Raw genomic sequence first — 25010 nt, 5'->3', positions numbered from 1 at the left:
GAGCGCTCCTCGGGCCGATGGAATCGTCCGAGGTCTCCCTCACCCGCCGTCCTTCGGCGGGCGAGCGCACGAAGGCAACTTGGGGTGCCCGTGATGACCGCGACGCTCCCGCCCGGGAGGTACTCCCCTCACCGGCAGACTAGGCCTCCCCGGCGGGTCCCGGCCAGCGGCACTGGACATCCGATCGAAACCGGTTGACGCGGCCGGACACGCAGCGTGACCATGGAGCGGAGGGGAGGCCCCGCCATGCTGGTCGAACTCGTGCTCGGCACGCTGCTGATACTCAGTCTGTTGATCGCCATGGCCGCCCTGACGCCCCCGTACTACCGGCACAAGCCGGGTGACGGGGTCCGTTGAGCGGGCGCTGCGGGCCGCCCGGCTCGCGGCCCGGCCCGTGCGCCTGGGCGACACCATGCGGCGACCGCGGCACGCCCGTTCCGCGTACGTGGACGAGCTGCTCCGGCAGCTCGCCGGCGCCGGATTCGGCGGCGTGCCGCGTCCGCTGGGCTACGACGACCGCGGACGGCAGATCCTGACGTTCATCGCCGGCGAGGTACCCGCCGGCGAGGGCCCGCACCGGCTCGGCGACGCCCGGATCCGCAGCGCGACCGAGCTGATCCGTGCCTTCCACGACGCGACGGCCGGCACACCGCTGCGCGAGGACCAGGAGGTCGTCTGCCACGGCGACCTGGGCCCGCACAACACCGTGTTCGACGGCGACCGGGCGATCGCCATCATCGACTTCGAGGACGACGTCGGCCCGGGCCGCCGGGTGGACGACTTCGCGCAGGCGGTGTGGGGCTTCGCGGACCTGACCGACGCCGGCGTCGCGGTGGCCGACCAGGCACGCCGGACCCGCCTGATGTGCGAAACCTACGGCGGCGTCACACCGGCCGCGGTCGTCGAGGCACTGACCGCGCGCTTCCACCGGGCCCGCGACCACCACCGCGTCGCGGGCCTGCGCGGCGCCGAACAGGTCTTCGACGACCTCCTGACCTGGATGTCCCGCTTCGGCACCCGGATCGCCCGCGGCTGAGGTCGCCTCAGCGGCTCAGGGCGCGGTACTGGCGGGCGGCGAGCGGTAGGAAGATCGCCGTGAGCAGGGCGGGCCAGATCAGGGCGAGGGCCACCGCGTGCTCGGTGGGCCAGTCGTGTGCGTTCCAGTCGGGGTTGCCGAACAGCTGCCGGATCGCCGTCGCGGTGGCGGACAGCGGGTTCCACGCGGCGATGGTGCCGAGCCAGCCGGGCATCGTCTCGGGCGAGACGAAGGCGCTGGAGAGGAAGCCGACCGGCCACACCAGGATCTGCACGGAGACGGCGGACTCCGGGGTCTTGAGCAGCAGTCCGAGGTAGATGCCGACCCAGGTGAACGCGAACCGCAGCCAGACCAGCAGCCCGAGCGCGGCCAGGGCCAGCGGCAGGCCGCGGTGCGCCGACCAGCCGACCAGCAGTCCGGTCAGGACCATGACGGCCAGGCCGACGACCGCGTTGAGCAGGTCGGCGGCGCTGCGGCCGGCGAGGATCGCCGTGGTGGTGACCGGCATGGCCCGGATGCGTTCGGTGACGCCCTTGGCGGTGTCGGTGGTGACGGCGATGACCATGGCCTCCAGGCCGAACAGCATGGTCATCGCCAGCATGCCGGGGATGAGGAAGTCCAGGTAGTCGCCGTCCGGCACGGCCATGGCGCCGCCGAAGAGGTAGCCGAACATGAGCACCATCAGCACCGGGAACAGCAGGCCGATCAGGATCGAGAACGGCCTGCGCTGCCAGTGCCGCAGCACCCGGCCGGCCAGGGTCGCGGTGTCGCGCAGGCTGCCGGCGCGGCGGGGGATCGTCGGGGTGAGCGTGGTCATGATGCCGGCTCCGGGTTCTGCTCGGTGGTCCTGGTGGCGGGGTGGCCGGTGAGCTGGAGGAAGACCTCGTCGAGGGTCGGCTTGCGGGTGACGGTCTCGACCCGGTCGGGGCCGACCCTCGCCTTGAGCTCGTCGGGGGAGCCCTCGGCCACCACCCGGCCGGCGTCGATGAGGACGATCTGGTCGGCGAGCTGGTCGGCCTCCTCCAGGTACTGGGTGGTGAGCAGGACCGTGGTGCCGGAGCCGACGAGCGAGCGGATCGCGGCCCAGACGTCGATGCGGGCCCGCGGGTCCAGGCCGGTGGTCGGCTCGTCCAGGAACAGCACCGGCGGGGCCAGCAGCAGGCTGATGGCCAGGTCGAGCCGGCGGCGCATCCCGCCGGAGTACTCGGCGACGGAGGTGTCGGCGGCCTCGGTCAGCTCGAAGCGTTCGAGCAGCTCGTCGGCGCGACGGCGGGCCCGCGCCGTGGGCAGGTGGTAGAGCTTGGCGAACATGACGAGGTTCTGCCGGCCGCTGAGGATCTCGTCGACCGACGCGTTCTGGCCGACCAGGCCGATCCGGTAGCGCACCGTGCGCGGGTCGGCGAGGGCGTCGCGACCGTCGACGTACGCCCGGCCGGCGTCCGGGCGCAGCAGGGTGGTCAGGATCCGCACCGCCGTGGTCTTGCCGGCGCCGTTCGGCCCGAGCAGGCCGCACACCGTGCCCGGTCGCACGCTCAGGTCGAACCCGTCCAGCGCCGTCCGGTCCCCGTATCGCTTGCGCAGGCCGATCGCCTGTATCGCCCAGTCGAGTGTTTCTCCGTATGCCATACGGAGAAGGGTAACACGAGACTTCGTATGCCGTACGGAGAGAATTTTGTAGGATGAGATCCATGGCGGAGACAGAGCCCACCGGCGGTGGCGATCCGGCGCGCACGATCGCCACGCTGTGGGGCAGGCGGCCGATGCCGCGGCGCGGGCCGAAGCACACCCTGACCACGCCGCAGGTAGTGGCCGCCGCGGTCGAGCTCGCCGACGGCGACCAGGATCTCGCCACCCTGTCCATGCGCCGGGTCGCCGAGTCGCTCGGCGTCGGCACGATGTCGCTGTACACCTACATCGCCTCGCGGGAGGAGCTGGTCGAGGTCATGCTCGACCACGTCTACGCCGAGGCGGTGGAGCGGCTCGGCCCGGCCGGCGGCCGGGACTGGGCGGACGGCCTGCGCCGGGTCGCGGAGGTGAGCTGGGAGCTCTACCTGCGCCATCCGTGGGTGCTGCAGGTGTTCACCGGCCGCCCGCCGCTCGGCCCGCACGCGATCGCCAAGTACGAGCGGGAGCTCGCCGTCATCGACGGCATCGGACTCACCGACGTCGAGATGGACGCCGTGATCACCCTGGTGCACACCCACGTCGAGGGCGTCGCCCGTCGCCGGATCGAGGCCGACCGGGTCGTGCGCCGCACCGGCATCAGCGACGAGCAGTGGTGGGAGCGGGTGCAACCGCTGGTCGAGGAGGTCTTCGATGCCGCCCGGTTCCCGGTCGCGGCGCGGGTCGGCGAGGCGGCCGGGCAGGCGCACCAGGCCGCGCACAACCCCGAGCACGCGTACGCCTTCGGGCTCGACCGGCTGCTCGAGGGCGTCGCCGCGCTCATCGGTACCAGGGCGACCTGAGGCTCAGCCGGCGCGGCGGGAGCGGGCCAGGGCCAGCCCGCCGAGCGCCACGGCGATCAGCCCGACCACCAGCGCCACGATCGCGCCGCCGAGCCCGTTCCCGGTGCCGACACCCCCGTCGGCCGTGGCCACCACCACCGCGCCCAGCGCCATGCCGGCGAGCCCCGCCGCCAGCGCCACGATCACGCCGAGGCGCCCGGACGCGGTGCCGAACCGGCCGTCCGGGCGGGCCAGGGCCAGCCCGCCGAGGACCGCGCCGGTCAGGCCGAGCACGGCGGCCGCGACGGCGCCGAGCCGCCCCGCGCTCAGGTCGGTGACGCCGGCGGCGGCCGGCTGCGCGGCGGCGGCCGGCGTGGCGAACAGCGCCAGGCCGGACAGGGCCGCCCCGGCGACGGCGAGCAACCGCCGGACCGGCTTCGATGCGCGTGATGGGCTCATGTCGTCTCCATTTGAGAGTGAGGCGGGATAGGACTCGAGCATCGCGCCGGACGGGCCGCCGGTCGTCGTGCGGTGGGAGGCACTTCGGGCTGCCGCGTGCGCCGCAGGAAATCGGGGGATACCGCGGGCGCGGTAGTCACGGCTGCCACGTCGGCGGGATTCGGTCGCGGCGCGATCCGGCTAGGGTGCGCGCATGGGCGAGCCAATCACCGGCTCAGGCCGGGCCGTCGCCGTCGACTGGGCGATCGCCGTCGGCGTCGCCGCGACGCTGCTGTTCACCGGGGTGTCCGGCGGCGACTCCGGCACGGGCGCCGGCCCGCTCGGCTACGCGCTCCTGCCGGCCGGCGGGCTGGCGCTGGCCGCGCGCCGCCGCGCCCCGGTCGCCGTGCTGGTCGTCACCGGGCTGTGCGCGGTCGGCTATCAGGCCGCGGGCTTCGACGTGCCCGCCGTCGCGTACCTGTTCGCGGTCTACGCCGCGGTTCGGGCGGGGCACCGCGCCGTCACGGTGGCGGTGAGCGTGGCCATGCTGGCCGCGCTCCCGCTCGCGGCCCTGGTCTCGGGCCTGCACGACACGGGCGAGGCGTTCGCGCGGGCCCGCGGCGCCCTCGAGCTGGCCTGGCTGATCGCGGCGGGCGCCGCGGGGGAGGCGCTGCGGCAGGCCGAGCGGCGGGCGGAGGAGGCCGAGCGGACCCGGGAGGAGACCGCGCGGCGCCGCGCCGACGAGGAGCGGCTGCGGATCGCGCGGGAGCTGCACGACTCGCTCACCCACCAGATCTCGATCGTCCGGCTGCAGGCCGACGTCGCCGTGCATGTGGCGCGCCGGCGCGGCGAGCCGGTGCCGGACGCCCTGCTGGCGATCCAGCGGGCCGGGCGGGAGGCGACCCGGGAGCTGCGCGCGACCCTCGAGGCGCTGCGCGACGACGACACGACCCCGCCGCGCGGGCTCGACCAGGTGCCGGAGCTGGTGGAGCGGGCACGCACCATCGGCCTGGACGCGACGCTGACCATCGAGGGGCAGCGGCCCGACGTGCCGGCCGCGGTGGACCGGACCGTCTACCGGATCGTCCAGGAGTCGCTCACCAACGTCGCCCGCCACGCGGGCGCCGCGACCGCGTCGGTCCGGATCGACTTCCGGCCCGGCGCCCTCGCCGTACGGGTCGACGACGACGGCCGGGCCACGCCGGACGCCGCGCCGGTGCCGGGCGTCGGGCTGCTCGGGATGCGCGAGCGGGTCACCGCCCTCGGCGGACGCCTGCGGACGGAGCCGCGCGGCGGTGGCGGCTTCACCGTCGAGGCCGAGCTGCCGGTGGACCGGACGTCGTGATCCGCGTCCTGCTCGTCGACGACCAGCCGCTGATCCGCAGCGGATTCCGCGCGCTGCTCGACCTGGAGGACGACATCGAGGTGGTGGCCGAGGCCGCCGACGGGGGACAGGGTGTCGCCCTGGCCCGGGAGCACCGGCCCGACATCGCCCTGATCGACATCCAGATGCCGGTGGTCGACGGCATCGAGGCGACCCGGCGCATCGCCGCCGACCCGGACCTGGCCGGCGTGCACGTCGTCATCCTGACCAACTACGGCATGGACGAGTACGTCTTCGACGCGCTGCGCGCCGGCGCCGCCGGATTCCTGGTCAAGGACATCGTGCCGGAGGACCTGCTGCACGCCGTGCGGGTCGCGGCGCGCGGCGACGCGCTGCTCGCGCCGTCGATCACCCGCAAGCTGATCGACCGGTTCGTCAGCCGGCCGCTGCGGGCCGGTTCCGGCGCGGGCCTTGCGGTGCTGACCGCGCGCGAACGCGAGTCCGTCGCCCTGGTCGCGCAGGGTCTGTCCAACGACGAGATCGCGGCCCGGATGGTGATCAGTCCGATGACCGCGAAGACTCACGTGAACCGGGCCATGGCCAAGCTCCGCGCCCGCGACCGGGCCCAGCTGGTCGTCTTCGCCTACGAGTCCGGCCTGGTGACACCGAGCAATCCCGGATGAACCGCCCGCGCGTACCGCGGGTGAAGTAGTCGCGGCTGCTGCGTCGGCGGGATTCGGCGGCGGCGGCATCCGGTTTAGGGTGCGCGCACGGGCGATCGCCGCTCGGCAGCCATCGGAGGGATCATCATGAGCAACGAGTCGGGCCGGGCCGAGACCATGGCCCTGCAGGGCGTGGCGAACCGGTTCGTCCGGGGGTTGCTGCGCGTGCCGTTCCTGTCGCGGCTGGTCGGGCGGCGGCTGATCACGCTCTACGTGGTGGGGCGCAAGTCCGGCCGGCGCTACACCGTGCCGGTCGCGTACACGCCGCACGAGGGGGCACTGCTGATCGGGTCGCCGTTCGCCTGGGGGCGGAACCTGCGGACGGGTGAGCCGGTGGAGGTCCGCTTCAAGGGTGGGCGGCGGCTGGCGGACGTCGTGGTCCTGGCGGACGAGGCGGCGGTGGTCGAGAACTACGCCGTCATCGCGCGGGACAACCACAACTTCGCCAAGTTCAACAAGCTCGGATTCGACTCCGACGGCAACCCGGAGCCGGCCGATCTGCGCGCTGCGTGGGCCGCCGGGGCCCGGGTCTTCCGGCTGCACCTGCGCTGAGCCGGTCATCCGGGCGTGTGGAAGTGGCCGAAGGCCCGGCCCTGACCTGCGGAGATCGTGCACAGTAGGCGCTGCACCGCATCGAGCCCCCGGTCGATGAAGCCTTGCCACGAAGCTTCCGGGCCAGGTTCCTAGGACGCCGTACGCGGGTCCACGGTCCTCGCGGGCCGGGACCTTCGGCCCTGAACCGTCGCGCCGGTGCTCCGCAGACTCGAGCACATTCGTGGAAAGGACCTCTCCGTGGACGCGCTCGACCTCGCCCGATGGCAGTTCGGCATCATCACCGTCTACCACTTCATCTTCGTGCCGATCACCATCGGGATGTCGGTGCTGGTGGCCGGGCTGCAGACCGCCTGGGTGCGCACCGGCAAGGAGCACTACCTGCGGGCGACCAAGTTCTGGGGCAAGCTCTTTCTGATCAACTTCGCGATGGGCGTGGTCACCGGCATCGTGCAGGAGTTCCAGTTCGGCATGAACTGGAGTGACTACTCGCGCTTCGTCGGCGACATCTTCGGCGCGCCGCTGGCGATCGAGGGCCTGCTGGCGTTCTTCCTGGAGTCGACGTTCCTCGGACTGTGGATCTTCGGCTGGGACCGCCTGCCGAAGCGGCTGCACCTCGCCACGATCTGGATCGCGGCGATCGGCACCATGCTGTCCGCCTACTTCATCCTGGCGGCCAACTCGTGGATGCAGCACCCGGTCGGCTACGAGATCAACACCGAGACCGGGCGCGCCGAGCTGAACAGCATCGGCGCGGTCCTGACCAACTCCACCACGCTGGTGACGTTCCCGCACACGATCACCGCCTGCTTCCTCACCGCCGGCGCGGTGGTGCTCGCCGTCAGCGCGTGGCACCTGCGCAAGCGCAACCAGGAGGACGTCTTCCGGCCCAGCCTCAAGCTCGGCGCCTGGGTGGTGCTGGTCGCCGGCGTCGGCGTGATGATCACCGGAGACCTGCAGGCCCGGATCATGACCGAGCAGCAGCCGATGAAGATGGCCGCGGCGGAGGCGCTCTACGAGACCTCCGAGCCGGCCGGCTTCTCCCTGTTCACCATCGGCTCGCTCGACGGGCGCGAGGAGGTGGCCAGCGTCCGGATCCCGGGGGTGCTCTCCTTCATGGCCACCGGCAGCCCCTCCGGCACGGTCGAGGGGATCAACAACCTCCAGCAGGAGTACGCCGAGAGGTTCGGCCCGGGCGACTACGTGCCGTACGTGCCGGTCACCTACTGGTCGTTCCGCCTGATGATCGGTTTCGGCCTGCTCGCCATGCTGGTCGCGGCGGCGGCGCTCTGGGCCGTGCGCGGCGGCCGGACACCGACGACCCGTTGGCTGTGGTACCCGGCCGTGGCCACCGTCTTCATGCCGCTGCTGGCCAACTCGTTCGGCTGGATCTTCACGGAGATGGGCCGCCAGCCGTGGACGGTCTTCGGCGTCTTCAAGACCGCCGAGAGCGGCTCGCCGTCGGTCAGCGCGGGGGAGGCGGCCACCTCGCTGATCGTCCTGACCCTGCTCTACGGCGTCCTCGCGGTCGTCGAGGTCGGCCTCTTCCTCAAGTACGCGGGCGCCGGCGCGCCGGAGCTGCCGCCTCCACCGGACGAGGACGAAGAGGACGCCGACCGCCCGCTAGCCTTCGCCTACTGAGGGGCCTGACATGGGACTGACCACCGTCTGGTTCGGCCTGATCGCCGTGCTCTGGGCCGGCTACTTCCTGCTCGAGGGCTTCGACTTCGGCGTCGGCATCCTGCTGCCGGTGCTGGGCCGCGACGACCGCGAGCGCCGCCTGCTGATCAACACCATCGGCCCGGTCTGGGACGGCAACGAGGTCTGGCTGCTGGTCGCCGGCGGCGCCACCTTCGCCGCGTTCCCGGAGTGGTACGCCACCCTGTTCTCCGGCTTCTACCTGCCGCTGCTGATCATCCTGGTGGCGCTGATCGTGCGCGGGGTCGCGTTCGAGTACCGCGGCAAGCGCGACCACGCGGCCTGGAAGCGCCGCTGGGACTACTGCATCATCGTCGGCAGCGTGGTGCCGGCGCTGCTCTGGGGCGTCGCGTTCGGCAACATCGTGCGCGGCGTGCGACTGGACGCCAACCACGAGTACGTCGGCGGCTTCTTCGACCTGCTCAACCCGTACGCGTTGGTCGGCGGGCTGACCACCCTCAGCCTCTTCACGCTGCACGGCGGGGTGTTCCTCGCCCTCAAGACCGGCGGCGAGATGCGTGAGCGGGCCGGCCGGCTCGCCGCCGCGCTCGCCGTGCCTACCGTCGTGGTCGCGGGCGGCTTCCTGCTGTGGACGGCGATCGCCCACCCGGACACCGGGGGCTGGATCCTGTCCGGCGTCGCCGCGCTGGCCCTGGTCGGCGCGGTCTTCGCCACCCGTGCGCGCCGGGAGGGCTGGGCGTTCGTGGCCAGCGGCGCGACCATCGTGCTCGCCACGTTCGCGCTGTTCGTCACGCTCTTCCCCGACGTCATGCCGTCGACGATCGACCCGGCGTACAGCCTCACCACCACGAACGCGGCGTCCACGCCGTACACGCTCGGGGTGATGACCTGGGTGGCGGTGGCGTTCACGCCCATCGTGCTGGTCTATCAGGGCTGGACGTACTGGGTGTTCCGCAAGCGGCTGACCGTCGAGCACATTCCGGTCGCGCCGGCGCTCGCGGGCGAGACCGGGTGAGGCCGCTCGACCCGCGGCTGCTGCGGCACGCCCGCTCGGCCCGGGCGTACCTGGCCGTCACCGTCGCCCTCGGTGTCGCCCTGGCCGCCCTGATCGTGGCGCAGGCGACGCTGCTCGCGTACGGGATGACGGCGGTCTTCCTGCACGGCGCGGACGTGGCCGCACTCGGCCCGGTGCTCGGGTGGCTGGCCGTCGTGGTCGCCGGGCGCTGCCTGGTGGCGTGGGCGCAGGAGGTTGCCGCCGCGCGCTGCGCGGCCGGGGCGAAGTCCGAGCTGCGGCGGCTGGTGCTGGCCCGGCTGGCCGCGCTGGGCGCCGACCGGCCGGCCTCCACCGGCGCGGCGGTGACGCTGGTGACCCGCGGGCTCGACGCGCTCGACGCGTACTTCGCGCGGTATCTGCCGCAGCTGGTGCTGGCGGCGCTCGTACCGGTGATCGTTCTGGCCCGGCTGGTGCCGGCCGACCTGATCGCGGCCGCGACCATCGCGCTGACCCTGCCGCTGATTCCGGTCTTCATGGTCCTGATCGGCCTGCACACGCAGGCGGCGAACCGCCGTCAGTTCCGGCTGCTGGCCCGGCTCTCGCACCACTTCCTCGACGTCGTCGCGGGCCTGCCGACGCTGAAGCTGTTCGGCCGGGCCCGCGCGCAGGCCGGCGCGATCCGCCGGATCAGCGCCGACCAGCGGCGCCTGACCATGCGCACCCTGCGCACGGCGTTCCTCTCCTCGCTGGTGCTGGAGCTGCTCGCCACCCTGTCGGTGGCGCTGGTCGCGGTCGGCGTCGGGCTGCGGCTGGTGAACGGGCAGCTGGACCTGACCACCGCGCTGCTCGTGCTGATCCTCGCGCCGGAGGCGTACCTGCCGCTGCGCCAGGTCGGCGCGAACTATCACGCCAGCGCCGAGGGGCTGGCGGCGGCCGCGGAGGCGTTCGAGCTGCTGGAGACGCCGGTGCCGGCCGCCGGCACCGCCGCGCCGGGCGACGGCGCCCTCGTCTTCGAGGACGTCGTCGTGCGCTACCCGGGCCGCGACGGCGACGCGCTGCGGCTCTCGGCGCGCATCGAGCCGGGCGAGGTCGTCGCGCTCGCCGGTCCCAGCGGCTGCGGCAAGTCCACCGCGCTGGCCGCCCTGCTCGGGCTCGTCGCGCCGGCCTCGGGCCGGATCACCGTCGGGGGCGTGCCGCTGACCACTGTGGAGCCCGGCGCGTGGCGCGCCCGGATCGCCTGGGTGCCGCAGCGGCCGCACCTGTTCGCGGGCACGGTCGACGAGAACATCGCGCTCGGCGGCGCGGGCGACGTGGCCGCCGCGGCCCGGCTCGCCGGGGTGTACGGCTTCACCGACGGCGACGCGATGCTCGGCGACGACGGCGCCGGACTCTCCGCCGGGCAGCGGCAGCGGGTCGCGCTGGCCCGGGCGTTCCTGCGCGACGCGCCGATCGTGCTGCTGGACGAGCCGACCGCCAACCTCGACGCCGGCACCGCCGCGGAGGTCATGGACGCGGTGCGGCGGCTCGCGCGTGGCCGTACCGTCGTCATCGCGGCGCACCGCCCGGAGCTGATCGCCCTGGCCGACCGCGTGATCAGCCTGGCGCCGGCGGCGATGGCGGCATGAACGTCCTCGCCGTCCTGCGGCCCGGCGCGGGCCGGCTGCTGCTCGCGGTGCTCGCCGGCACCGGCGCGGCGGGCGCGGGCGTCGCACTGATGGCCACGTCCGCGTGGCTGATCTCGCGCGCCGCGCTGCACCCGCCGGTGCTGCACCTGATGGTCGCGATCGTCGTCGTCCGCGCCTGCGGCATCGGCCGCGGCGTCCTGCGCTACCTCGAACGCCTCGTCGGCCACGACGCGGCGCTGCGGATCCTCGGCGGGCTGCGGGCGCGGGTGTTCACCCGGCTGGAGCGGCTCGCGCCGGCCGGGCTGGCCGACTTCCGCCGCGCCGACCTGGCGCAGCGTCTGGTCGCCGACGTCGACGCCGTGCTGGACCTGGTCACCCGGGTGCTGCTGCCGTACGCGGTGGCCGCGCTGGTCGGCGCCGGCGCGGTGGCCCTGGCCGGCACGCTGCTGCCGGCCGCCGGACTGACCCTGGCCGCGGCCCTGGTGCTGGTCGGGGTGGTGGTGCCGCTGCTGCAGTCCGCCGCGGCGCGCCGCGCCGACGGCCGGCTCGCACCGCTGCGCGGCGAGCTGGCCACGAACACCGTCGACCTGCTGCACGGATTGCCCGATCTGACCGCGTACGGGGCGGTCGCGCGCCAGCTGGGCCGGCTGGACGAGGTCGACCGCCGGCTGCGCCGCGCCGAGGAGCGCTCGGCCGCCGCCACCGGCCTGTCCGCGGCGGTTACCGCGCTCGGCACCGGCGTGTGCCTGATCGCCGGGCTCGCCGCCGGCGCCGTCGCGGTCCGCGCCGGTGAGCTCTCCGGCGAGCTGCTCGCCGTCGTCGTGCTCACGCCGCTCGCCGTGTTCGAGACCGCGGGCGCGCTGCCGCCGGCCGCGCAGCGCTGGGCCGGCGCGCGGGCGGCGCTGGGCCGGCTGTCGGAGGTGTTCGCGGCACCCGACCCGGTGACCACCGCGCCCGGACCGGGCGAGGTGCCGGCCGGGCCGTACACGCTGCGACTGGAGGACGTGACCGCGGGCTGGGCGCCGGGGCGGACCGCGCTGCGCGGCGTCGACCTGACGCTCGCGCCGGGGCGCCGGGTCGCGCTGGTCGGGCCGAGCGGGTCGGGCAAGTCGACGGTCGCGGCCCTGCTGGTCCGCTTCCTCGACCCCGGATCGGGCCGGGTCACCCTGAACGGGATCGACCTGCGCACGCTGGCGCCCGAGCGGGTCCGGCGGATCGTCGGCTATCTCAGCGAGGACGCGTACCTGTTCGACACGACGATCGGGGAGAACCTGCGCATCGGCCGCGTCGACGCCGCCCCGGACGAGCTGCGCGCCGCGCTGGGCTCGGCCCGGCTGCTGGACTGGGTGGACTCCCTGCCGTACGGGATCGACACGCTGGTCGGCGAGCACGGCCTGGCCCTGTCCGGCGGGCAGCGGCGGCGGCTCGCGCTGGCCCGGGCGCTGCTGGCCGGCACGCCGGTGCTGATCCTGGACGAGCCGACCGAGCACCTCGACGACGAGACGGCGGTGGCGCTGACCCGCGACCTGCTCGCGGCCGCGGGCGACCGCACCGTTCTGCTGATCACCCACCGCACCGACGACCTGGCGGCGGTCGACGAGGTGGTCACCCTGGCCGGCACCCGCGAACCCGTGGTGCCGGCGGCGCGATCGTTTCGCAACGTTGGGGCCGGTCTCCGTTAGTGGTCGAACACTGACCGTGATGATTGTGATCTTTACCGGTCGACGGTGGATCGGTTCTGTCCGAAAGGCGGGGGCGACGAATGATCCTTTCCCGTTTAGGCTCACGCGGCTTTGTTCTTAACGGGGAGGAAGAATCACCATGCGCCGCGCCCTGCACCGCCTGCTGAGCGGATCGGCGGTCGCCCTGCTGGCGGCCGCGGTCGTCTCGGCACCCGGAACCCCGGCGCTCGCCGCGGATCCCGCCGTCCGCCTGCACTTCCCCGACATCTCGGTGGTCGGCGAGGACCCCAAGACCAGCGCGCTCTTCGCCTGGATCGACGTGCCGGGCACCGCGCCGGCCGCGATCGGCAAGCTGACCGTGAGCGTGGACACGGCCGGCGTCGACGGCATCGCGACGGTTGAGGCGTTCGCCGAGTTCAAGGACATCGGCGGCGAGTACTGCGACCAGGCCGGCACGGTGATCACGTGCGACCTCGACGGCCCGATCGAGCTCGAGGGCGGCACCAACCTGCTGCCCCTGCTCCCGCTGTCGGTGACCGCGAAGCCCGGCGCCGCCCAGGACGCCGAGGGCAAGCTGGCCTTCACGGCGCGCATCGACGGCGGTCCGGCGGTCACCGCCGAGTCGACGGTCACCATCGGCGAGGGCGTCGACCTGGCCGGCGTCATCGCCAAGCCGGTCACCGTCGCGCCCGGCTCGCGTGCCGTGGCCGACGTGCGGGTGGCCAACGTCGGCACCCGGCCCGTCAAGGGCGTGGTGCTGGTGCTGCTCGGCTGGGACCGGAGCCTGACCAAGGACGGCGGCTTCAGCAACTGCACGTACGGCCTGCTCACGGTCTGCACCTTCGACGACGAGCTGGCGACCGGCACCAGCTACGAGCTGTCCACGCCGATGGCCCTGGAGATTCCGGCCGACGCCGCCGCGGGCAGCACCGCCAGCACGATCGGTGCCTGGTACACCCCCAGCGACTTCAAGGAGCTGATCGACCTCGGGCCCGAGCTCGACGGCGACATCCTCGGCCCGAAGGGCACCGGCGCCCCGGCCGCGCTGCGCGCCGTGAAGGCCAAGAAGTCCGCGATGGGTAACCAGGTCGACACCAACCTCGACAACAACCTGCTGCTGAGCGAGTTCGTCGTCGGCGGCAGCCGCCACCCGGACATGGCCGCGGTCGGTGCGACCGTCACCGGTACGCCGGGCGACAAGGTGCGCACCAAGGTCGGCTTCGTGAACAACGGGCCGGGCACGCTGTACCACCTCACCTTCGACAACGTCGACCCGTCGACGCACATCACCGTCCCGGCCGGGCTGCGGGCCGACAAGGTCGACGAGCGGTGCGTGCCGTTCGCGTTCGACGAGGGCACGGAGTTCCCCGAGGGCCCGGAGGCGGACTTCGCCGGCGCCTCGGAGTACGTCTGCTTCGTCGAGGACGGGAAGACCGCCGCGAAGGAGTCCGCCCTCTTCGACTTCACCTTCGAGGTGCTCGAGAACGCGTCCACCACGGCCGGCCAGGTCCGGATCAACGAGGACTTCTTCGCCCTCGAGGAGCCGATCGACCGTGACGACAGCAACGACACGGCGAAGATCACCGTGCAGGCCTCCGGCGGCAGCGGCGGCGGCCTCCCGGTCACCGGCGCGAACGCCGGCCTGATCGGCGCGGCCGGCGGCGTGCTGCTGCTCGCCGGCGCGCTGGGCCTGCTGCTGGTGCGCCGCCGCCGCGTGCGGTTCACCGCCTGACGGTCGGGCAAGGACACCCGGCGGGGGTCATCGGAGAGGCTTCCGGTGGCCCCCGCCGCCGCATGTCAGGTGAGCGTCGCCACGAACTCGTCCATGGCCACGGTCGCCCGCCGGAGGATCTCCGCCGAGTTCGCCGGGTCGTCGTCGGTCTCCATGCCGTGGTCGGCGTCCGGCGCCTCGTAGAACGGCCGGCCCAGGCTCCGGGCCACGGCGGCGTCCCAGGCCGGGTCGGCGGCGCCGCCGGCCAGCAGGTACGGCGCGGCGCCGCGGCGCAGGGCGTCCACCGTCTTCGCGTCGCGCAACAGCGGCGTCAGCCAGACGGCGGGCAGGCCCCGGTCGGCGGCGAGCGGTGCGGTGAGCGTGCCCAACGACTTGCCGACCAGCAGGATCCGCGGCGCCGTCTCGGCGTCGATCATCCGGCTCACGTGCGCGCACGCGAAGTCGCGCAGCCGATCGAACCAGGGCTCCAGGTCGTCGCCCTCGCGCTGCGGCGTGCGCTCGGGCCACCAGACCTCCTGGGTGGTCCAGCCGTGCCGCATCAGCACCGCGCGGGCGAAGTGCAGCAGCGGCCGCGCGGCGGAGTACTCGTTGCCGGGAATCAGCAGCGCGACCCGGCCCGGATCGCCCGCCACCCGGTCCGACAGCGACGGGTGCGGCCAATAGGTCTCGGTCATCCCGCGATGGTAAGCGGCTGAGTCAGAATGATCTGTGCACATGCGACGGCAGGCGGCGGTGACGGGTACCTCGGGACGCGTCGGCGCGGCGACAGCGGCGGCCCTCGATGCCGCCGGCTGGGTGGTTCGCGGGGTCGACCGCGTGGCCGGGCAGTGGACGGGTGTCGTCGGCGATCTGCGGGATCCGGGGGTACGCCGGGCGGCGCTGCAAGGATGCGACCTCGTGATCCACGCCGCCGCCCTGCACGCCCCGCACGTCGGCCGGGTGGACGACCGGGAGTTCCGCGCCGTGAACGTCGAGGCCACCGAGGCGCTGCTGGAGGAGGCCGGGCGCGCCGGGATCGGCCGCGTCGTCTACATCAGCAGCACCAGCGTGTACGGACACGCCTTGGTGCCCACCGACCGGGCGGTGTGGGTGGACGAGGGTCTCCCGCCGCGACCCCGCGACATCTACGACGAGACGAAGCTGGCCGCCGAGCGGCTCGTCGCGTCGAGCGCCCTGACCCCGGTCGTCCTGCGCATCGCCCGCTGCTTCCCGGAGCCGACGCCGGCGCTGGCCGTACACCTGCTGCATCGGGCCGTGGGACTGTCCGATGTCGCGGCGGCCGCCGTGCGCGTCGCGGAGCACGACACCGTAACCGGCACCTTCAACATCGCCGGGCCGTACCCGTTCACCCGCGCGGACTGCCTGCCGCTGCACCGGGACGCGGCCGGCGTGATCGCCGAGCGGATGCCCGGGATCGCCGCGGCGTTCCGCGACCGGAACTGGCCGCTGCCGCGGACGCTCGACCGGATCTACGACTCCGGCGCCGCCGCGGCGGCCTTCGCATACCGCCCGGTCCACGGCATTCGTCAGCTGCTCGGCGTGCCGTGATCCCGGCCCGGCACGCCGTCGAGGCGCAGGAGCGGTGAACGCGGCCATCCGGACCGACTCCGGATCCCGCCCCTGTTCGAACAGGGCGTCCAGGTCGGAATCGTCGATCGGTCGCAGTGCCACCTCGGCCACAGTGATCCCCATCCTGCCGCGCCGAACCTATCAGCGGGCAGACTGGGACGATGGTGCTTGATTCCGTACCTCCGATCATGGTGGCTCCGATGGCCGGCGGGCCGACGACGACCCGGCTGGTGGCGGCGGCCGGGTCCGCCGGCGCGGTGGGGTTCCTGGCGGCCGGGTACAAGGCGCCGGAGGCGGTGGCGCGCGAGGTCGCGGAGCTGCGCGAGAGCGGCCTGCCGTACGGGCTGAACATCTTCGTGCCGTCGCCGCCCCCGGCCGACGTCGCCCCGCTGGAGGAGTACCGGCGGGTGCTGGAGGCCGAGGCGCGGCGCTACGCCGTCACGCTCCCGCCGCTGCGGCTCGACGACGACGACCACTTCGCGGCCAAAGTGGAGCTCGCGGTCGCCGCCGCCGTGCCGATGGTCAGCTTCACGTTCGGGGTACCCGATCCGGCGGTCGTCGCGGCGCTGCGCGGCGCGGGGTCGACGGTGCTGGTGACGGTCACCGACGTCGGCGAGGCGCGGCTTGCCGCCGCCGCGGGACCGGACGCGCTGATCGTCCAGGCCGGCGCGGCCGGCGGCCACTCCGCCACCACGGCGCCGTCGGGGTACGACGGCTCCTCGACCGCGCCGGAGCTGGTCCGCGCCGTCGCGGCGGCGGTCGGCCTGCCGGTCGTCGCGGCGGGCGGCACCGGCACCGCGGCGGACGTCCGGCGCCTGCTGGCGGCGGGCGCGGTCGCGGTGCAGGCCGGCACGGTGTTCCTGCTGGCACAGGAGGCCGGCACCCGGCCGGCGCAGCGCGAGGCGATGCTCTCCGGGCGGTTCCGGGACACGGTGGTGACCCGGGCGTTCACCGGGCAGCCCGCCCGGGCGCTGCGGAACAGGTTCACCGACGCCTACTCGGCGTGTGCGCCGGTCGGGTATCCCGCGGTGCACCACCTGACCGCGCCGATCCGGGCCGCGGCCGCGGAGCGGGGCGACCCCGAGGCGCTCAACCTGTGGGCGGGCACCGCGCACGCGCAGGCCCGGACCGGCCCGATCGCCGAGATCCTGTACCGGCTCAGCGCCGGGAGCTCGTGAGGATGGCGAGCTGCCCCGTCGCCCGGGTCATCGCGACGTAGCGGTCGACCGCGCCCTCGATGCCGTCGCCGAACCGGTCCGGGTCGACGAGCACGACCAGGTCGAACTCGAGCCCCTTGGACAGCTCCGGGGTCAGCGACCGGACGCGGGCCGTCTCCTGGAACGCCGGATCGCCGATGACGCAGGCGACGCCCTCGGCGTGCGCGGCGAGCCAGGCGTCGAGGATCGCGCCCAGCTCCGCGGCCGCCGCGTGTAGGACGGGCAGGCCGCCGCCGCGGATGGAGACCGGCACGTTGGCGTCCGGCAGCACGGCCCGGATGACCGGCTCGGCCTGCGCCATGACCTCGGCCGGCGTCCGGTAGTTGATGCTCAGCGAGGCCAGGTCGATCCGGTCCAGCCCGATCCGCGTCAGCCGTTCCCGCCACGACTCGGTGAACCCGTGCCGGGCCTGCGCGCGGTCGCCGACGATGGTGAAGCTGCGCGACGGGCAGCGCAGCAGCAGCATCTGCCACTCCGCGTCGGTCAGCTCCTGCGCCTCGTCCACGACGATGTGCGCGAACGGCCCGGCCAGCCGGTCCTGCTCGGCGTCGTCGGCCACCGTCTCGTCCACCAGGATGTACTGCAGGTCCTGGTGGCGCAGCATCGTCACCAGGCCGAGGCCGTCGTCGTCGGCGGCGATCAGGTCGTCGACGACCCGGTCCATCTGCTCGCTCTTGGTGGCGACCGCCGCGTGGAAGCGGCGCCGGCGCCGCGACGCCTCCGGGTCGCCGAGCCGCTGCCGCGCCGCGTCCAGCAGCGGCAGGTCCGACACCGTCCAGGCCCGGGCGTCGGCGCGCTGCAACGCCCGCACCTCGTCGCGGTCCAGCCAGGGCGCGCACCTGCGCAGGTACGCGGGCACCGACCACAGGTCGCCGACGAGGTCCGCCGGGTCCAGCAGCGGCCAGGCCCGGTTGACCGCCGAGCGCAGTTCCCGGTTGCGCGACAGCGCGCGGCGCAGCCGCTCCTCCGACTCGTCGCCGTCGTACTTCGCCACCAGCAGGGTGAGCAGCTCCTCCCAGATCTCGTCGCGGGCCTCGTTGTGCGGGGTGCCGGCGGCCGCCCGGAACGCCTGCGCCCAGTCGTCGGCGGTCAGCGGCAGGTCGGCGTCGTCGGTGGTGACCGTCATGCCGGTGTCCGGCGGCTCCTCGTAGAAGCGGACCGCGGCCTCGACCGCCCGCACCACGCCCGCCGACGACTTCAGCCGGGCCACCTCCGGGTCGGCCTCGACCGCCGCGCCCGCGCCCTCGGGCACGAGGTCCCGCACGGTGCAGATCTGCACGTCCTCCTCGCCGAGGCTGGGCAGGACGTCGGCGACGTAGGCCAGGTAGGGCTGGTGCGGCCCGACGAACAGCACGCCGCCCCGGCGGTGGCCGAGGCGGGGATCGGAGTAGAGCAGGTAGGCGGTGCGGTGCAGGGCGACGACCGTCTTTCCGGTACCCGGACCGCCGTCGACGACCAGCGCGCCGCGCGATCCGGCCCGGATGATGGCGTCCTGGTCGGCCTGGATGGTGCCGAGCACGTCGCGCATCCGGGGCGAGCGGCTCGCGCCCAGGCTGGCGATGAACGCCGACTGGTCGTCGAGCGCGGCGCGGTCCTCGAGCCCGTCCGGGGTGAACACCTCGTCCCAGTAGTCGCCGATCCGGCCGCGGGTCCAGCGGTAGCGGCGGCGGCTCGCCAGGCCCATCGGGTTGGCGTGGGTCGCGCCGAAGAACGGCTCGGCCACCGGCGAGCGCCAGTCGACCAGCAGCCGGCGGCCGCCGCTGTCGGTGAGGCCGCGCCGCCCCACGTACACGGGCTCGGTGTCGCCGGTGCCGACCATGCGGCCCAGGCACAGGTCGACGCCGAAGCGCCGCAGGTCCCGCAGGCGGGCGGTCAGCCGCAGGATCTCCTGGTCCCGGTCCAGCGCCCGCTGGCCGGAGCCGCCGGGCGAGCGGCGCTCGGCGGCGAGTCGGTCGGACAGCTCGGCGGTCAGCTGATCGAGGCGCTCCGCGATGGCCGCGAAGTGTTGCTCGTCGCGGGCGATCAGCGCCGGTTCGGCCTTGGCGGACAGTCGTTCGGGCAGGTCGAACATGCTGGTGCTCAGGCGGCGGTTCACGGCGTCAACCTCTTCCATTTCCGCAGGTTGTGGCCTTGGCCAGCGATTCTGCGGTATGACCCGGGTCTTGCCGCAAGCCCCCGGGTCCGCTATACGTTAGAAGTGGAAGAGAGCGTTCTTCCCTATTCCGCGGTCGGGTGCTCGGTCACGTTCTGCAGGTACAGCGCCTCGCCGAGGGTCTCGATCAGCTGGAGCTGGGTCTCGATGTAGTCGACGTGGTGCTCCTCGTCGGCCAGGATCTCCTCGAACAGCTTGGCCGACGTGATGTCGCCGATCGACCGCATGTACGCGGCGCCCTTGCGCAGCCGGTCGACCGCCTCCACCTCGATCGCCATGTCGGCGCGAAGCTGCTCCGGCACCGTCTCGCCGATGCGCAGCGGGGAGAGCCGCTGGTAGTTCGGCAGGCCCTCGAGGAAGAGGATGCGGTCGGTGAGCACCTCGGCGTGGCGCATCTCGTCGATCGACTCGGCGCGGCTGTGCGCGGCGAGCTTGGTGTAGCCCCAGTTGTCCTGCATCTTGGCGTGCAGGAAGTACTGGTTGATCGCGGTCAGCTCCGCGGTGAGCTGCGCGTTGAGGAACTCGATGACCTGCTTGTCGCCCTGCATGGCTGTACTTTACGTAGTTTGTCCGTATTCATCGTGCTGCGCCGACCGGCGTGTTCGCGCCCGCCTCGGCGTCGATGATCTCGGCGATCCGCGGGTGGCAGCTGCCGCACCCGGTGCCCGCGCCGCAGGCCTCGCCGACCGTGTCCTCGCAGCGGGCTCCGCCGCGGACGGCCGCGCGTACCTCGCATTCGCGGACGCGGGCGCAGATGCACACGTACATGTTGCCGCCTGCCTGATCTCGGGGGTTACCAAGGGCAGGCTATCCTTATCTGGCGGCGGCGTCGACAGGTTGCGCGTTCTCATCACCCCTCGGGTCGGGGTGCCCGCTCCTTGCGCTGCTTCATGCAGAAGCCGAGGTCGTGGTCCCGCACGCACCGGTACATCGCGGCCAGGCGCACCAGGGCCGGCCCGAGTGCGCTCAGGCACGCCAGCGAACCGAGTGCGAGCAGCAGGCCGGGAACGGTGACGGTAGTGGCCAGCAGTTTCGCCGCGCACTGCGGGGTGTTGACGGCGGCGGTCAGCAGCGAGAGACAGCGCTGAGCGCCCGCCGCGGTGCCGAGGTTGGGGCACAGGCCGCGCACCAGCCCGGTCAGCCTGTCGGGGTCGGCGGCGCCCGGCAGCGCCTGCTTGTCGGCGGCGGCGCGCTTCTCGGCGGCGGCGCGTTTCTCCGCCGCGGCGCGTTTCTCGGCGGCGGCGCGACGGGCGCGCTGCGGGCCCCCGTCGGCGGTCTCCGTGGCGGCGACCGTGACGGCCGACCGGTCACCGCGGCCGTCCCGCAGCGCCACGCGGGCGACCGTGCCCAGGACGAAGACGACCGCGAGCGCGGTCGCAACGGCCAGCAGACGCCTCCGTAATCGAGCCATGGCAGGAAGCCTAGGCTCGATATGTGGCAAACACGGGTGTTCTTCATGTTCGCCCCGGCTCGCGCGAAGTCCGACGTCTTCAGCGTCCCGAGGTGAGCAGTTTCTCGACCGCGTCGGCGAGTTCGGCCACGGGACGGCGGCCGTCGAGCTCCAGCGTGGCGCCGCGGCGCAGCAGGGGTTCCACCTCGGCCAGGTGACGCTCGATCTCGGCCCGCTGCCCGGCCGTCTTCCCGTACGGGTTGCGCGCCTCGTCCCAGGTGCCGTCCGGCGAGGTCCAGCCGTCGTAGTCGGTGTCGACGGTCCGGTGGCCGCGGCGCGACAGCTCGTCGAGCAGCGTGGTCTTGCCCGCCCCCGACATGCCGGTCACCAGCATCTTCGTCACTCACCGAGAGTACGTGGCGGTCGCTACTCACTGTGAAGATCCCGTCGGCTTTTCTGCCGCTATGGTCGGCCGAACGGCTACAGGTATCACTCTGAGCTATGGGCGGGGAGATTCATTACGTAGCGTCGCCGCGAGCGCGGTGTCCGGGCCCGCTCGGAGAGCAAGGAGCAGGGATGCGCCGCTTCGCCGTCTTGTTGAGCACGATCGCGCTGGCGTGCGGAGCCGCGTTGACCGCCTCGCCCGCACAGGCCGCGTCGGCGCAGGCCACCCGGGTCGTCTACCTGACCTTCGACGACGGGCCCTCCGGCACGTGGACGCCCCGGTATCTCGACGTGCTCGACCAGTACGGCGCCAAGGCCACGTTCTTCACCACCGGCCAGAACGCCAAGGCGCACCCCAAGCTCACCGCCCGCATCCACCGCGAGGGGCACCTGCTGGCCAACCACACCTGGAGCCACCCGAACCTGACCAAGCTCGGCAAGGCTAAGGTGAAGAGCCAGCTCACCCGCACGCAGAGCGCCCTCGGCCGCTACCGCAGCAAGTGCATGCGCCCGCCGTACGGCGCCACCAACTCCTCGGTGCGGCGCTGGACCAAGGAGGTCGGGCTCAGGACGGTGCTGTGGGACGTCGACACCCGCGACTGGGAGAACTCGCAGACCTCGACCGGCATCTACAACCGGGTGATGCGCAACGTCCACAACGGCTCGGTCGTGCTGATGCACGACGGCGGGGACTCCCAGCGCGACTCCCTGGCCGCGCTCAAGCGGATCCTGCCGAAGCTGAAGGCCAAGGGGTACACGTTCAGGATCCTGCCCGGCTGTTAGGCGACCGGGAAGTCGAAATAGCTCGACGGGTACGGCTCGCCGTCGAGCGTGTAGTGCCACCACTCGTGCGAGTAGTTGCTGAATCCGGCCGCGGTCATGGCGCCGCGCAGGAGCAGCCGGTTGGCGCGGCGCACGCCGGTCACCCGCGGGTCGAGGGTGGCGGCGAGCGGGTCGAAGCAGTCGTAGCCCGTACCCATGTCGATGGAATTGTCGCGGAAGCGACGGCCGTGGGGTGCGTAGCAGGGCACCAGGGGCTGGCCCGGCACGTACCGGGGCTGCGTGGCGGCCGGCAGCCGGACGAGCGTCAGGTCGACCGTGCTGCCGCGGCTGTGTCCCGACCGGTGCGCCAGGTAGCCGTCGGCGAACAGCGTGGACTTGGCCACCCGCGGGTAGAACTCGCGCTTCATCCGGTTGTCGGCGGCGTCGCGGGCCCAGGCGGCGAAGTCGTTCACGGCGCGCTGCGGGCGGTAGCAGTCGTAGACCTTCAGGGTGTAGCCGCGGGGGCGCAGCGCGGTCTGCGCCGTCCGGAGCGCCGACGCGGCCCTGCGGGTCAGCAGGCATCGCGGCCTGGTGTAGCCGTCGATGCGGCGGCCGACGAAGTTGTGCGTCTGCCCGTACCGGATGTCGTGCAGGATGGTCGGGTCGACGGCGGCGAGGTCGACGAAGGTGCTCGGCGCCGCCGCGGCGGCGGGCGCCGGCGCGGCGATCAGCGAGGTGAGCAGCAGGGTCAGGGCGAGGGCGCGACGTACCACGGCGCAAGAATATGGGACTTTTGCCGATTAATGGTCAGTATCGGGTGTATCTGACCCAGTCGTAGCGGGCGGTCAGCGGCGTGCCGGGGTAGGAGAACGCGCCCAGCCAGCCGTCGGCGTCGATGCCCGGCCAGAGGCTCATCATGATCCGCTGCGGGTGACTCGGCAGCGCGCCGCGCGAGCCGTCCTCCTCGTGGACGAGCCGGCCGTCGACGAACCACCTGATCGCATCGCGCCGCCAGTCGATGGCGTAGACGTGGTACCCGGCCGCGGCGTCGAAGCCCAGGTCGACGATGGTCTCGTGGTCGCCGTCGCCGTCGGTGAAGTAGTTGACCTGCATCTGGTTGGTGTTCTTCCCGAGGATCTCGACATCGATCTCGTCCCAGGGCTGGTCGTCGGTCGCTCCGGTGTAGGTGAAGAACGCGGTCACCACGCCGGACTGCTTGACGGCCTTCATCCGCGCCTCGAAGCGCCCGTAGGAGTACAGCTCGTTGGTGCGGTACTCGCCGGAGGCGTAGGGCTTGCCCGAGCAGCCGCCCGGGCAGGTCGCGGCGCTGAGGTGGATGCTCGTGACGCCCTCCCGGAACCGGACGTGGTCGGCGCGCCAGCCGGCGTTGAACATGCCGCCGTTGCTCCAGCCGTCGGCCTGGTGCCAGCGGACGGCGTCGGCCCGGTCGAGGTGGCCGATGAAGCTGCCACCGGTGGTGGCCTCGGGCGGCCCGCTGTCGGCCGCGGCCACCACGGTGGTCACGATGCCGATCGCGGCGAGCGCCAGTCTTTCCACGGTGCGTGATCGCGCTCTGAACACGTCCACCTCACTCTCCGTCAGGGAGTCTGTCATGATCTTGAGGCTGTGGAGTGTTTTGTCGCACCGGTGTGGTGAGCTTGCCGTCATGGGTGTCCACTGTTGGTTCCGGCGGTGAACGGCGAGCCGGCGTGCTGCTGCTCGACCGATACCGGCACCGGCGGCTGGAGCAGCTCTGGCTCGACCACGACCTCGGCGGGGACGACACGATCTGGCCGGTGGTGGAGGTCCTGGAGCGGGCCGCGTTCGAGGGCCGGCCGTTCGACATCGGCGCCGTCAACGTCCACTCTGCCAATCCGGCCGGAGCCGCGAAGGTGGTGCAGGCCCTGCGGCACTGGGGTCACGACGTCCGGGTCGCCTCGGGCTCCGGGGAGGTCGGCTATCCGGGGTGACGGTCGCGGCGGCGGATGACCGCGCGGCCGCCGCGGGCCGGGCCGTTGGTGATGCCGCGCGAGTGCCAGCGCTCGTCGGGCTCGTCGGTCGGCAGCAGGACGAGGTCGCGCAGCATGGTCCGCAGAACGACGTCGATCTCCATGTTCGCGAACGCGGCGCCGAGGCAGCGCCGGCTGCCGCCGCCGAACGGGATCCAGCGGTACAGGTCCGGCCGGGTGCCGTGGAACCGGCCGGGGTCGAAGGCCAGCGGGTTCGGGAACACCGACTCGTCCTCGTGCAGCAGCGCGATGCTGACCAGGATCGTGTAACCCTTCGGCACGATCCACCGGCCGAGCGGCAGCACGTCGGCCTTCACCTGCCGCCCCACGAAGTCGATCACCGGCCGCGAGCGTTCCACCTCGAGGATCGTCGCCTCGCGCAGGGCGCTTGCGCCCGCGTCCGCCTCGTCGACGAGCGCGTCCAGGATCGCCGGATGGCGGCGCAGCCGCTCGACCGCCCAGGCCAGCGTGGTCGCCGTCGTCTCGTGCCCGGCGGCGAGCAGCGTGAGCAGCTGGTCGGCGATGTCGCGGTGGCTCATGGCGGTGCCGTCGTCATAGCGGCTGAGCAGCATCAGTGCGAGGATGTCGTGGTGCTCCTCGAGGGCGGGATCCCGCTCGGCCTTGCTGATCAGCCGTGCCACGATGTCGTCGTACTCGCGGCGCGCGGCCGCGAACCGGCCCCAGGGACCCCACCGTCCGAGGTCGACCCGCGGCTCGGGCAGCACCGCCAGCCACCCGCCGAGCTTGATCATCCGTGGCAGCAGCTCGCGCAGCGCGGCGAACTCGGCACCCTCGGCGCCGAACACCGCGCGCAGGATGATGTTGAGCGTGATCCGGGTCATCGAGGGGAGCGTGGCGAAACCGCGTCCCTCCGGCCAGGACGCCATCTCCCGCACCGTCTCGTCTTCGACGATCTTCTCGTACGCGCTCAGCCGCCGGCCGTTGAACGGCGGCACCAGCAGCTTGCGCCGCCGGTGGTGCTCCTCGCCGCCGAGCGCGAACAGCGAGCCGGGGCCGAGCACCTTGCCGAGATTGCGGACCGGATTGTCGGCGGCCTCGGAGCCCGCCATGAACAGCTGCCTGATCTCGTCCGGACCGCTGATCACCAGGGCCGGACCGTAGGGCGGAAGGTTCACGGTGAACGTGTCGCCGTAGCGGTCCCGCATCCGGTCCATCCCGCGCCGGTTGACGGTCAGCGCGTAGGCGGTCTGCACCAGCGGGGGAACCGTCGGGCCGGGAGGGAGGGTGACGACGGTCAT

Annotated in this window: 26 protein-coding genes; 14 read left to right on the top strand and 12 right to left on the bottom strand. The window is 73.1% G+C overall.

Annotated elements, in window-relative coordinates; translation table 11 throughout:
• Nucleotides 1–340: 340 nt before the first annotated feature.
• The gene (locus ACIBSW_RS10270) at nucleotides 341–1036 is read left to right on the top strand and encodes a phosphotransferase (RefSeq protein ID WP_354721502.1); all 696 of its coding nucleotides are present in this window, start codon (nucleotides 341–343) and stop codon (nucleotides 1034–1036) included.
• 7 nt (nucleotides 1037–1043) lie between these two features.
• Here the strand turns inward: ACIBSW_RS10270 and ACIBSW_RS10265 are convergent, their stop codons facing one another.
• Nucleotides 1044–1853, bottom strand: coding sequence for an ABC transporter permease (locus ACIBSW_RS10265; RefSeq protein ID WP_354721504.1), 810 nt, complete (start codon nucleotides 1851–1853; stop codon nucleotides 1044–1046).
• Nucleotides 1850–2662 carry an ATP-binding cassette domain-containing protein gene (locus ACIBSW_RS10260; protein ID WP_354721506.1) on the bottom strand — a complete coding sequence of 271 codons (813 nt, stop codon included), beginning with the start codon at nucleotides 2660–2662 and terminating at the stop codon, nucleotides 1850–1852. Before ACIBSW_RS10260 ends, ACIBSW_RS10265 begins: the two co-directional genes overlap by 4 nt.
• 62 nt (nucleotides 2663–2724) lie before the next feature.
• Between ACIBSW_RS10260 and ACIBSW_RS10255 the strand changes: the two genes are divergently transcribed.
• Entirely contained in the window at nucleotides 2725–3501 is a 777-nt protein-coding gene (locus tag ACIBSW_RS10255) for a TetR/AcrR family transcriptional regulator (protein ID WP_354721508.1), read from the top strand.
• Nucleotides 3502–3504: 3 nt separating this feature from the next.
• On the opposite strand, the gene ACIBSW_RS10250 is transcribed toward ACIBSW_RS10255, so the two are convergent.
• Nucleotides 3505–3939 carry a DUF6223 family protein gene (locus ACIBSW_RS10250; protein WP_354721510.1) on the bottom strand — a complete coding sequence of 145 codons (435 nt, stop codon included), beginning with the start codon at nucleotides 3937–3939 and terminating at the stop codon, nucleotides 3505–3507.
• A gap of 193 nt (nucleotides 3940–4132) precedes the next feature.
• Between ACIBSW_RS10250 and ACIBSW_RS10245 the strand changes: the two genes are divergently transcribed.
• The 8 genes from ACIBSW_RS10245 (at nucleotide 4133) to ACIBSW_RS10210 (ending at nucleotide 14208) form a co-directional block, all read left to right on the top strand.
• Entirely contained in the window at nucleotides 4133–5263 is a 1131-nt protein-coding gene (locus ACIBSW_RS10245) for a sensor histidine kinase (protein ID WP_354721512.1), read from the top strand.
• Complete coding sequence (locus tag ACIBSW_RS10240) at nucleotides 5260–5925, top strand: response regulator transcription factor (RefSeq protein WP_354721514.1); 666 nt, start codon at nucleotides 5260–5262, stop codon at nucleotides 5923–5925. Before ACIBSW_RS10245 ends, ACIBSW_RS10240 begins: the two co-directional genes overlap by 4 nt.
• A 126-nt stretch (nucleotides 5926–6051) precedes the next feature.
• The gene (locus ACIBSW_RS10235) at nucleotides 6052–6516 is read left to right on the top strand and encodes a hypothetical protein (RefSeq protein ID WP_354721515.1); all 465 of its coding nucleotides are present in this window, start codon (nucleotides 6052–6054) and stop codon (nucleotides 6514–6516) included.
• A 240-nt stretch (nucleotides 6517–6756) separates the two neighbouring features.
• Complete coding sequence (locus tag ACIBSW_RS10230; RefSeq protein ID WP_354721517.1) at nucleotides 6757–8157, top strand: cytochrome ubiquinol oxidase subunit I; 1401 nt, start codon at nucleotides 6757–6759, stop codon at nucleotides 8155–8157.
• Between the two features lie 10 nt (nucleotides 8158–8167).
• On the top strand, nucleotides 8168–9190 hold the full coding sequence (cydB, locus tag ACIBSW_RS10225; protein ID WP_354721519.1) for a cytochrome d ubiquinol oxidase subunit II: 1023 nt from the start codon (nucleotides 8168–8170) through the stop codon (nucleotides 9188–9190).
• Nucleotides 9187–10794, top strand: coding sequence for a thiol reductant ABC exporter subunit CydD (gene cydD / locus ACIBSW_RS10220; protein ID WP_354721521.1), 1608 nt, complete (start codon nucleotides 9187–9189; stop codon nucleotides 10792–10794). Before cydB ends, cydD begins: the two co-directional genes overlap by 4 nt.
• Nucleotides 10791–12476 (top strand): thiol reductant ABC exporter subunit CydC, encoded by a 1686-nt coding sequence (gene cydC, locus ACIBSW_RS10215; RefSeq protein WP_354721523.1) that lies wholly within the window; start codon nucleotides 10791–10793, stop codon nucleotides 12474–12476. The genes cydD and cydC overlap by 4 nt, the downstream gene beginning before the upstream one ends.
• Before the next feature lie 139 nt (nucleotides 12477–12615).
• Nucleotides 12616–14208, top strand: a complete 1593-nt coding sequence (locus ACIBSW_RS10210; protein ID WP_354721525.1) for an LPXTG cell wall anchor domain-containing protein — start codon at nucleotides 12616–12618, stop codon at nucleotides 14206–14208.
• 65 nt (nucleotides 14209–14273) lie between these two features.
• Here ACIBSW_RS10210 and ACIBSW_RS10205 read toward each other — a convergent pair whose 3' ends face one another.
• Entirely contained in the window at nucleotides 14274–14882 is a 609-nt protein-coding gene (locus ACIBSW_RS10205) for an alpha/beta hydrolase (RefSeq protein ID WP_354721527.1), read from the bottom strand.
• A gap of 40 nt (nucleotides 14883–14922) precedes the next feature.
• On the opposite strand from ACIBSW_RS10205, the gene ACIBSW_RS10200 reads away from it, so the two are divergent.
• Both ACIBSW_RS10200 and ACIBSW_RS10195 read left to right on the top strand, forming a co-directional pair.
• The gene (locus ACIBSW_RS10200; protein WP_354721529.1) at nucleotides 14923–15756 is read left to right on the top strand and encodes an NAD(P)-dependent oxidoreductase; all 834 of its coding nucleotides are present in this window, start codon (nucleotides 14923–14925) and stop codon (nucleotides 15754–15756) included.
• Between the two features lie 182 nt (nucleotides 15757–15938).
• A complete protein-coding gene (locus ACIBSW_RS10195) occupies nucleotides 15939–16955 on the top strand; it encodes a nitronate monooxygenase (protein ID WP_354721531.1) in 1017 nt (338 codons plus the stop codon).
• Here the strand turns inward: ACIBSW_RS10195 and helR are convergent.
• From helR to ACIBSW_RS10170, 5 genes are all read right to left on the bottom strand, one after another.
• Entirely contained in the window at nucleotides 16936–19107 is a 2172-nt protein-coding gene (gene helR, locus ACIBSW_RS10190; protein WP_354721533.1) for an RNA polymerase recycling motor ATPase HelR, read from the bottom strand. The genes ACIBSW_RS10195 and helR overlap by 20 nt on opposite strands.
• Nucleotides 19108–19211: 104 nt before the next feature.
• Nucleotides 19212–19694 (bottom strand): bacterioferritin, encoded by a 483-nt coding sequence (gene bfr, locus ACIBSW_RS10185; RefSeq protein ID WP_354721535.1) that lies wholly within the window; start codon nucleotides 19692–19694, stop codon nucleotides 19212–19214.
• 28 nt (nucleotides 19695–19722) lie between these two features.
• Nucleotides 19723–19914 carry a (2Fe-2S)-binding protein gene (locus tag ACIBSW_RS10180; RefSeq protein WP_354721537.1) on the bottom strand — a complete coding sequence of 64 codons (192 nt, stop codon included), beginning with the start codon at nucleotides 19912–19914 and terminating at the stop codon, nucleotides 19723–19725.
• Between the two features lie 82 nt (nucleotides 19915–19996).
• Complete coding sequence (locus ACIBSW_RS10175) at nucleotides 19997–20557, bottom strand: hypothetical protein (protein WP_354721539.1); 561 nt, start codon at nucleotides 20555–20557, stop codon at nucleotides 19997–19999.
• A 79-nt stretch (nucleotides 20558–20636) separates the two neighbouring features.
• Nucleotides 20637–20930 carry a hypothetical protein gene (locus ACIBSW_RS10170; RefSeq protein WP_354721557.1) on the bottom strand — a complete coding sequence of 98 codons (294 nt, stop codon included), beginning with the start codon at nucleotides 20928–20930 and terminating at the stop codon, nucleotides 20637–20639.
• A 182-nt stretch (nucleotides 20931–21112) separates the two neighbouring features.
• Between ACIBSW_RS10170 and ACIBSW_RS10165 the strand changes: the two genes are divergently transcribed.
• Nucleotides 21113–21763 (top strand): polysaccharide deacetylase family protein, encoded by a 651-nt coding sequence (locus ACIBSW_RS10165; RefSeq protein WP_354721541.1) that lies wholly within the window; start codon nucleotides 21113–21115, stop codon nucleotides 21761–21763.
• Here the strand turns inward: ACIBSW_RS10165 and ACIBSW_RS10160 are convergent.
• The gene (locus tag ACIBSW_RS10160) at nucleotides 21760–22515 is read right to left on the bottom strand and encodes a M15 family metallopeptidase (protein WP_354721543.1); all 756 of its coding nucleotides are present in this window, start codon (nucleotides 22513–22515) and stop codon (nucleotides 21760–21762) included. The two genes, ACIBSW_RS10165 and ACIBSW_RS10160, sit on opposite strands and share 4 nt — an antisense overlap.
• Before the next feature lie 34 nt (nucleotides 22516–22549).
• A complete protein-coding gene (locus tag ACIBSW_RS10155; RefSeq protein ID WP_354721545.1) occupies nucleotides 22550–23356 on the bottom strand; it encodes a glycoside hydrolase family 16 protein in 807 nt (268 codons plus the stop codon).
• A gap of 56 nt (nucleotides 23357–23412) precedes the next feature.
• On the opposite strand from ACIBSW_RS10155, the gene ACIBSW_RS10150 reads away from it, so the two are divergent.
• Nucleotides 23413–23712 carry a cyclic-phosphate processing receiver domain-containing protein gene (locus ACIBSW_RS10150; RefSeq protein WP_404799293.1) on the top strand — a complete coding sequence of 100 codons (300 nt, stop codon included), beginning with the start codon at nucleotides 23413–23415 and terminating at the stop codon, nucleotides 23710–23712.
• Here the strand turns inward: ACIBSW_RS10150 and ACIBSW_RS10145 are convergent.
• Nucleotides 23700–25010, bottom strand: a complete 1311-nt coding sequence (locus tag ACIBSW_RS10145) for a cytochrome P450 (RefSeq protein ID WP_354721546.1) — start codon at nucleotides 25008–25010, stop codon at nucleotides 23700–23702. The genes ACIBSW_RS10150 and ACIBSW_RS10145 overlap by 13 nt on opposite strands.

The organism is Actinoplanes sp. NPDC049668, from assembly GCF_044465445.1.
In the GTDB taxonomy this organism is placed as follows: Bacteria; Actinomycetota; Actinomycetes; order Mycobacteriales; family Micromonosporaceae; genus Actinoplanes.
Note: the sequence above shows the minus strand (reverse complement) of the source record. Positions and strands in the feature narration are given on the sequence as shown.

Bases quoted from the DNA above. Each gene is read 5' to 3' on its own strand.
- ACIBSW_RS10235 (WP_354721515.1), top strand. From the start codon at position 6,052: ATGAGCAACGAGTCGGGCCGGGCCGAGACCATGGCCCTGCAGGGCGTG.
- ACIBSW_RS10175 (WP_354721539.1), bottom strand. From the start codon at position 20,557: ATGGCTCGATTACGGAGGCGTCTGCTGGCCGTTGCGACCGCGCTCGCG.
- ACIBSW_RS10170 (WP_354721557.1), bottom strand. From the start codon at position 20,930: ATGCTGGTGACCGGCATGTCGGGGGCGGGCAAGACCACGCTGCTCGAC.
- ACIBSW_RS10265 (WP_354721504.1), bottom strand. From the start codon at position 1,853: ATGACCACGCTCACCCCGACGATCCCCCGCCGCGCCGGCAGCCTGCGC.
- ACIBSW_RS10195 (WP_354721531.1), top strand. From the start codon at position 15,939: ATGGTGCTTGATTCCGTACCTCCGATCATGGTGGCTCCGATGGCCGGC.
- cydC (WP_354721523.1), top strand. From the start codon at position 10,791: ATGAACGTCCTCGCCGTCCTGCGGCCCGGCGCGGGCCGGCTGCTGCTC.
- ACIBSW_RS10180 (WP_354721537.1), bottom strand. From the start codon at position 19,914: ATGTACGTGTGCATCTGCGCCCGCGTCCGCGAATGCGAGGTACGCGCG.
- ACIBSW_RS10210 (WP_354721525.1), top strand. From the start codon at position 12,616: ATGCGCCGCGCCCTGCACCGCCTGCTGAGCGGATCGGCGGTCGCCCTG.
- ACIBSW_RS10205 (WP_354721527.1), bottom strand. From the start codon at position 14,882: ATGACCGAGACCTATTGGCCGCACCCGTCGCTGTCGGACCGGGTGGCG.
- ACIBSW_RS10245 (WP_354721512.1), top strand. From the start codon at position 4,133: ATGGGCGAGCCAATCACCGGCTCAGGCCGGGCCGTCGCCGTCGACTGG.
- ACIBSW_RS10250 (WP_354721510.1), bottom strand. From the start codon at position 3,939: ATGAGCCCATCACGCGCATCGAAGCCGGTCCGGCGGTTGCTCGCCGTC.
- ACIBSW_RS10260 (WP_354721506.1), bottom strand. From the start codon at position 2,662: ATGGCATACGGAGAAACACTCGACTGGGCGATACAGGCGATCGGCCTG.
- ACIBSW_RS10155 (WP_354721545.1), bottom strand. From the start codon at position 23,356: ATGACAGACTCCCTGACGGAGAGTGAGGTGGACGTGTTCAGAGCGCGA.
- helR (WP_354721533.1), bottom strand. From the start codon at position 19,107: ATGGAAGAGGTTGACGCCGTGAACCGCCGCCTGAGCACCAGCATGTTC.
- ACIBSW_RS10145 (WP_354721546.1), bottom strand. From the start codon at position 25,010: ATGACCGTCGTCACCCTCCCTCCCGGCCCGACGGTTCCCCCGCTGGTG.
- ACIBSW_RS10165 (WP_354721541.1), top strand. From the start codon at position 21,113: ATGCGCCGCTTCGCCGTCTTGTTGAGCACGATCGCGCTGGCGTGCGGA.
- ACIBSW_RS10255 (WP_354721508.1), top strand. From the start codon at position 2,725: ATGGCGGAGACAGAGCCCACCGGCGGTGGCGATCCGGCGCGCACGATC.
- cydB (WP_354721519.1), top strand. From the start codon at position 8,168: ATGGGACTGACCACCGTCTGGTTCGGCCTGATCGCCGTGCTCTGGGCC.
- bfr (WP_354721535.1), bottom strand. From the start codon at position 19,694: ATGCAGGGCGACAAGCAGGTCATCGAGTTCCTCAACGCGCAGCTCACC.
- ACIBSW_RS10200 (WP_354721529.1), top strand. From the start codon at position 14,923: ATGCGACGGCAGGCGGCGGTGACGGGTACCTCGGGACGCGTCGGCGCG.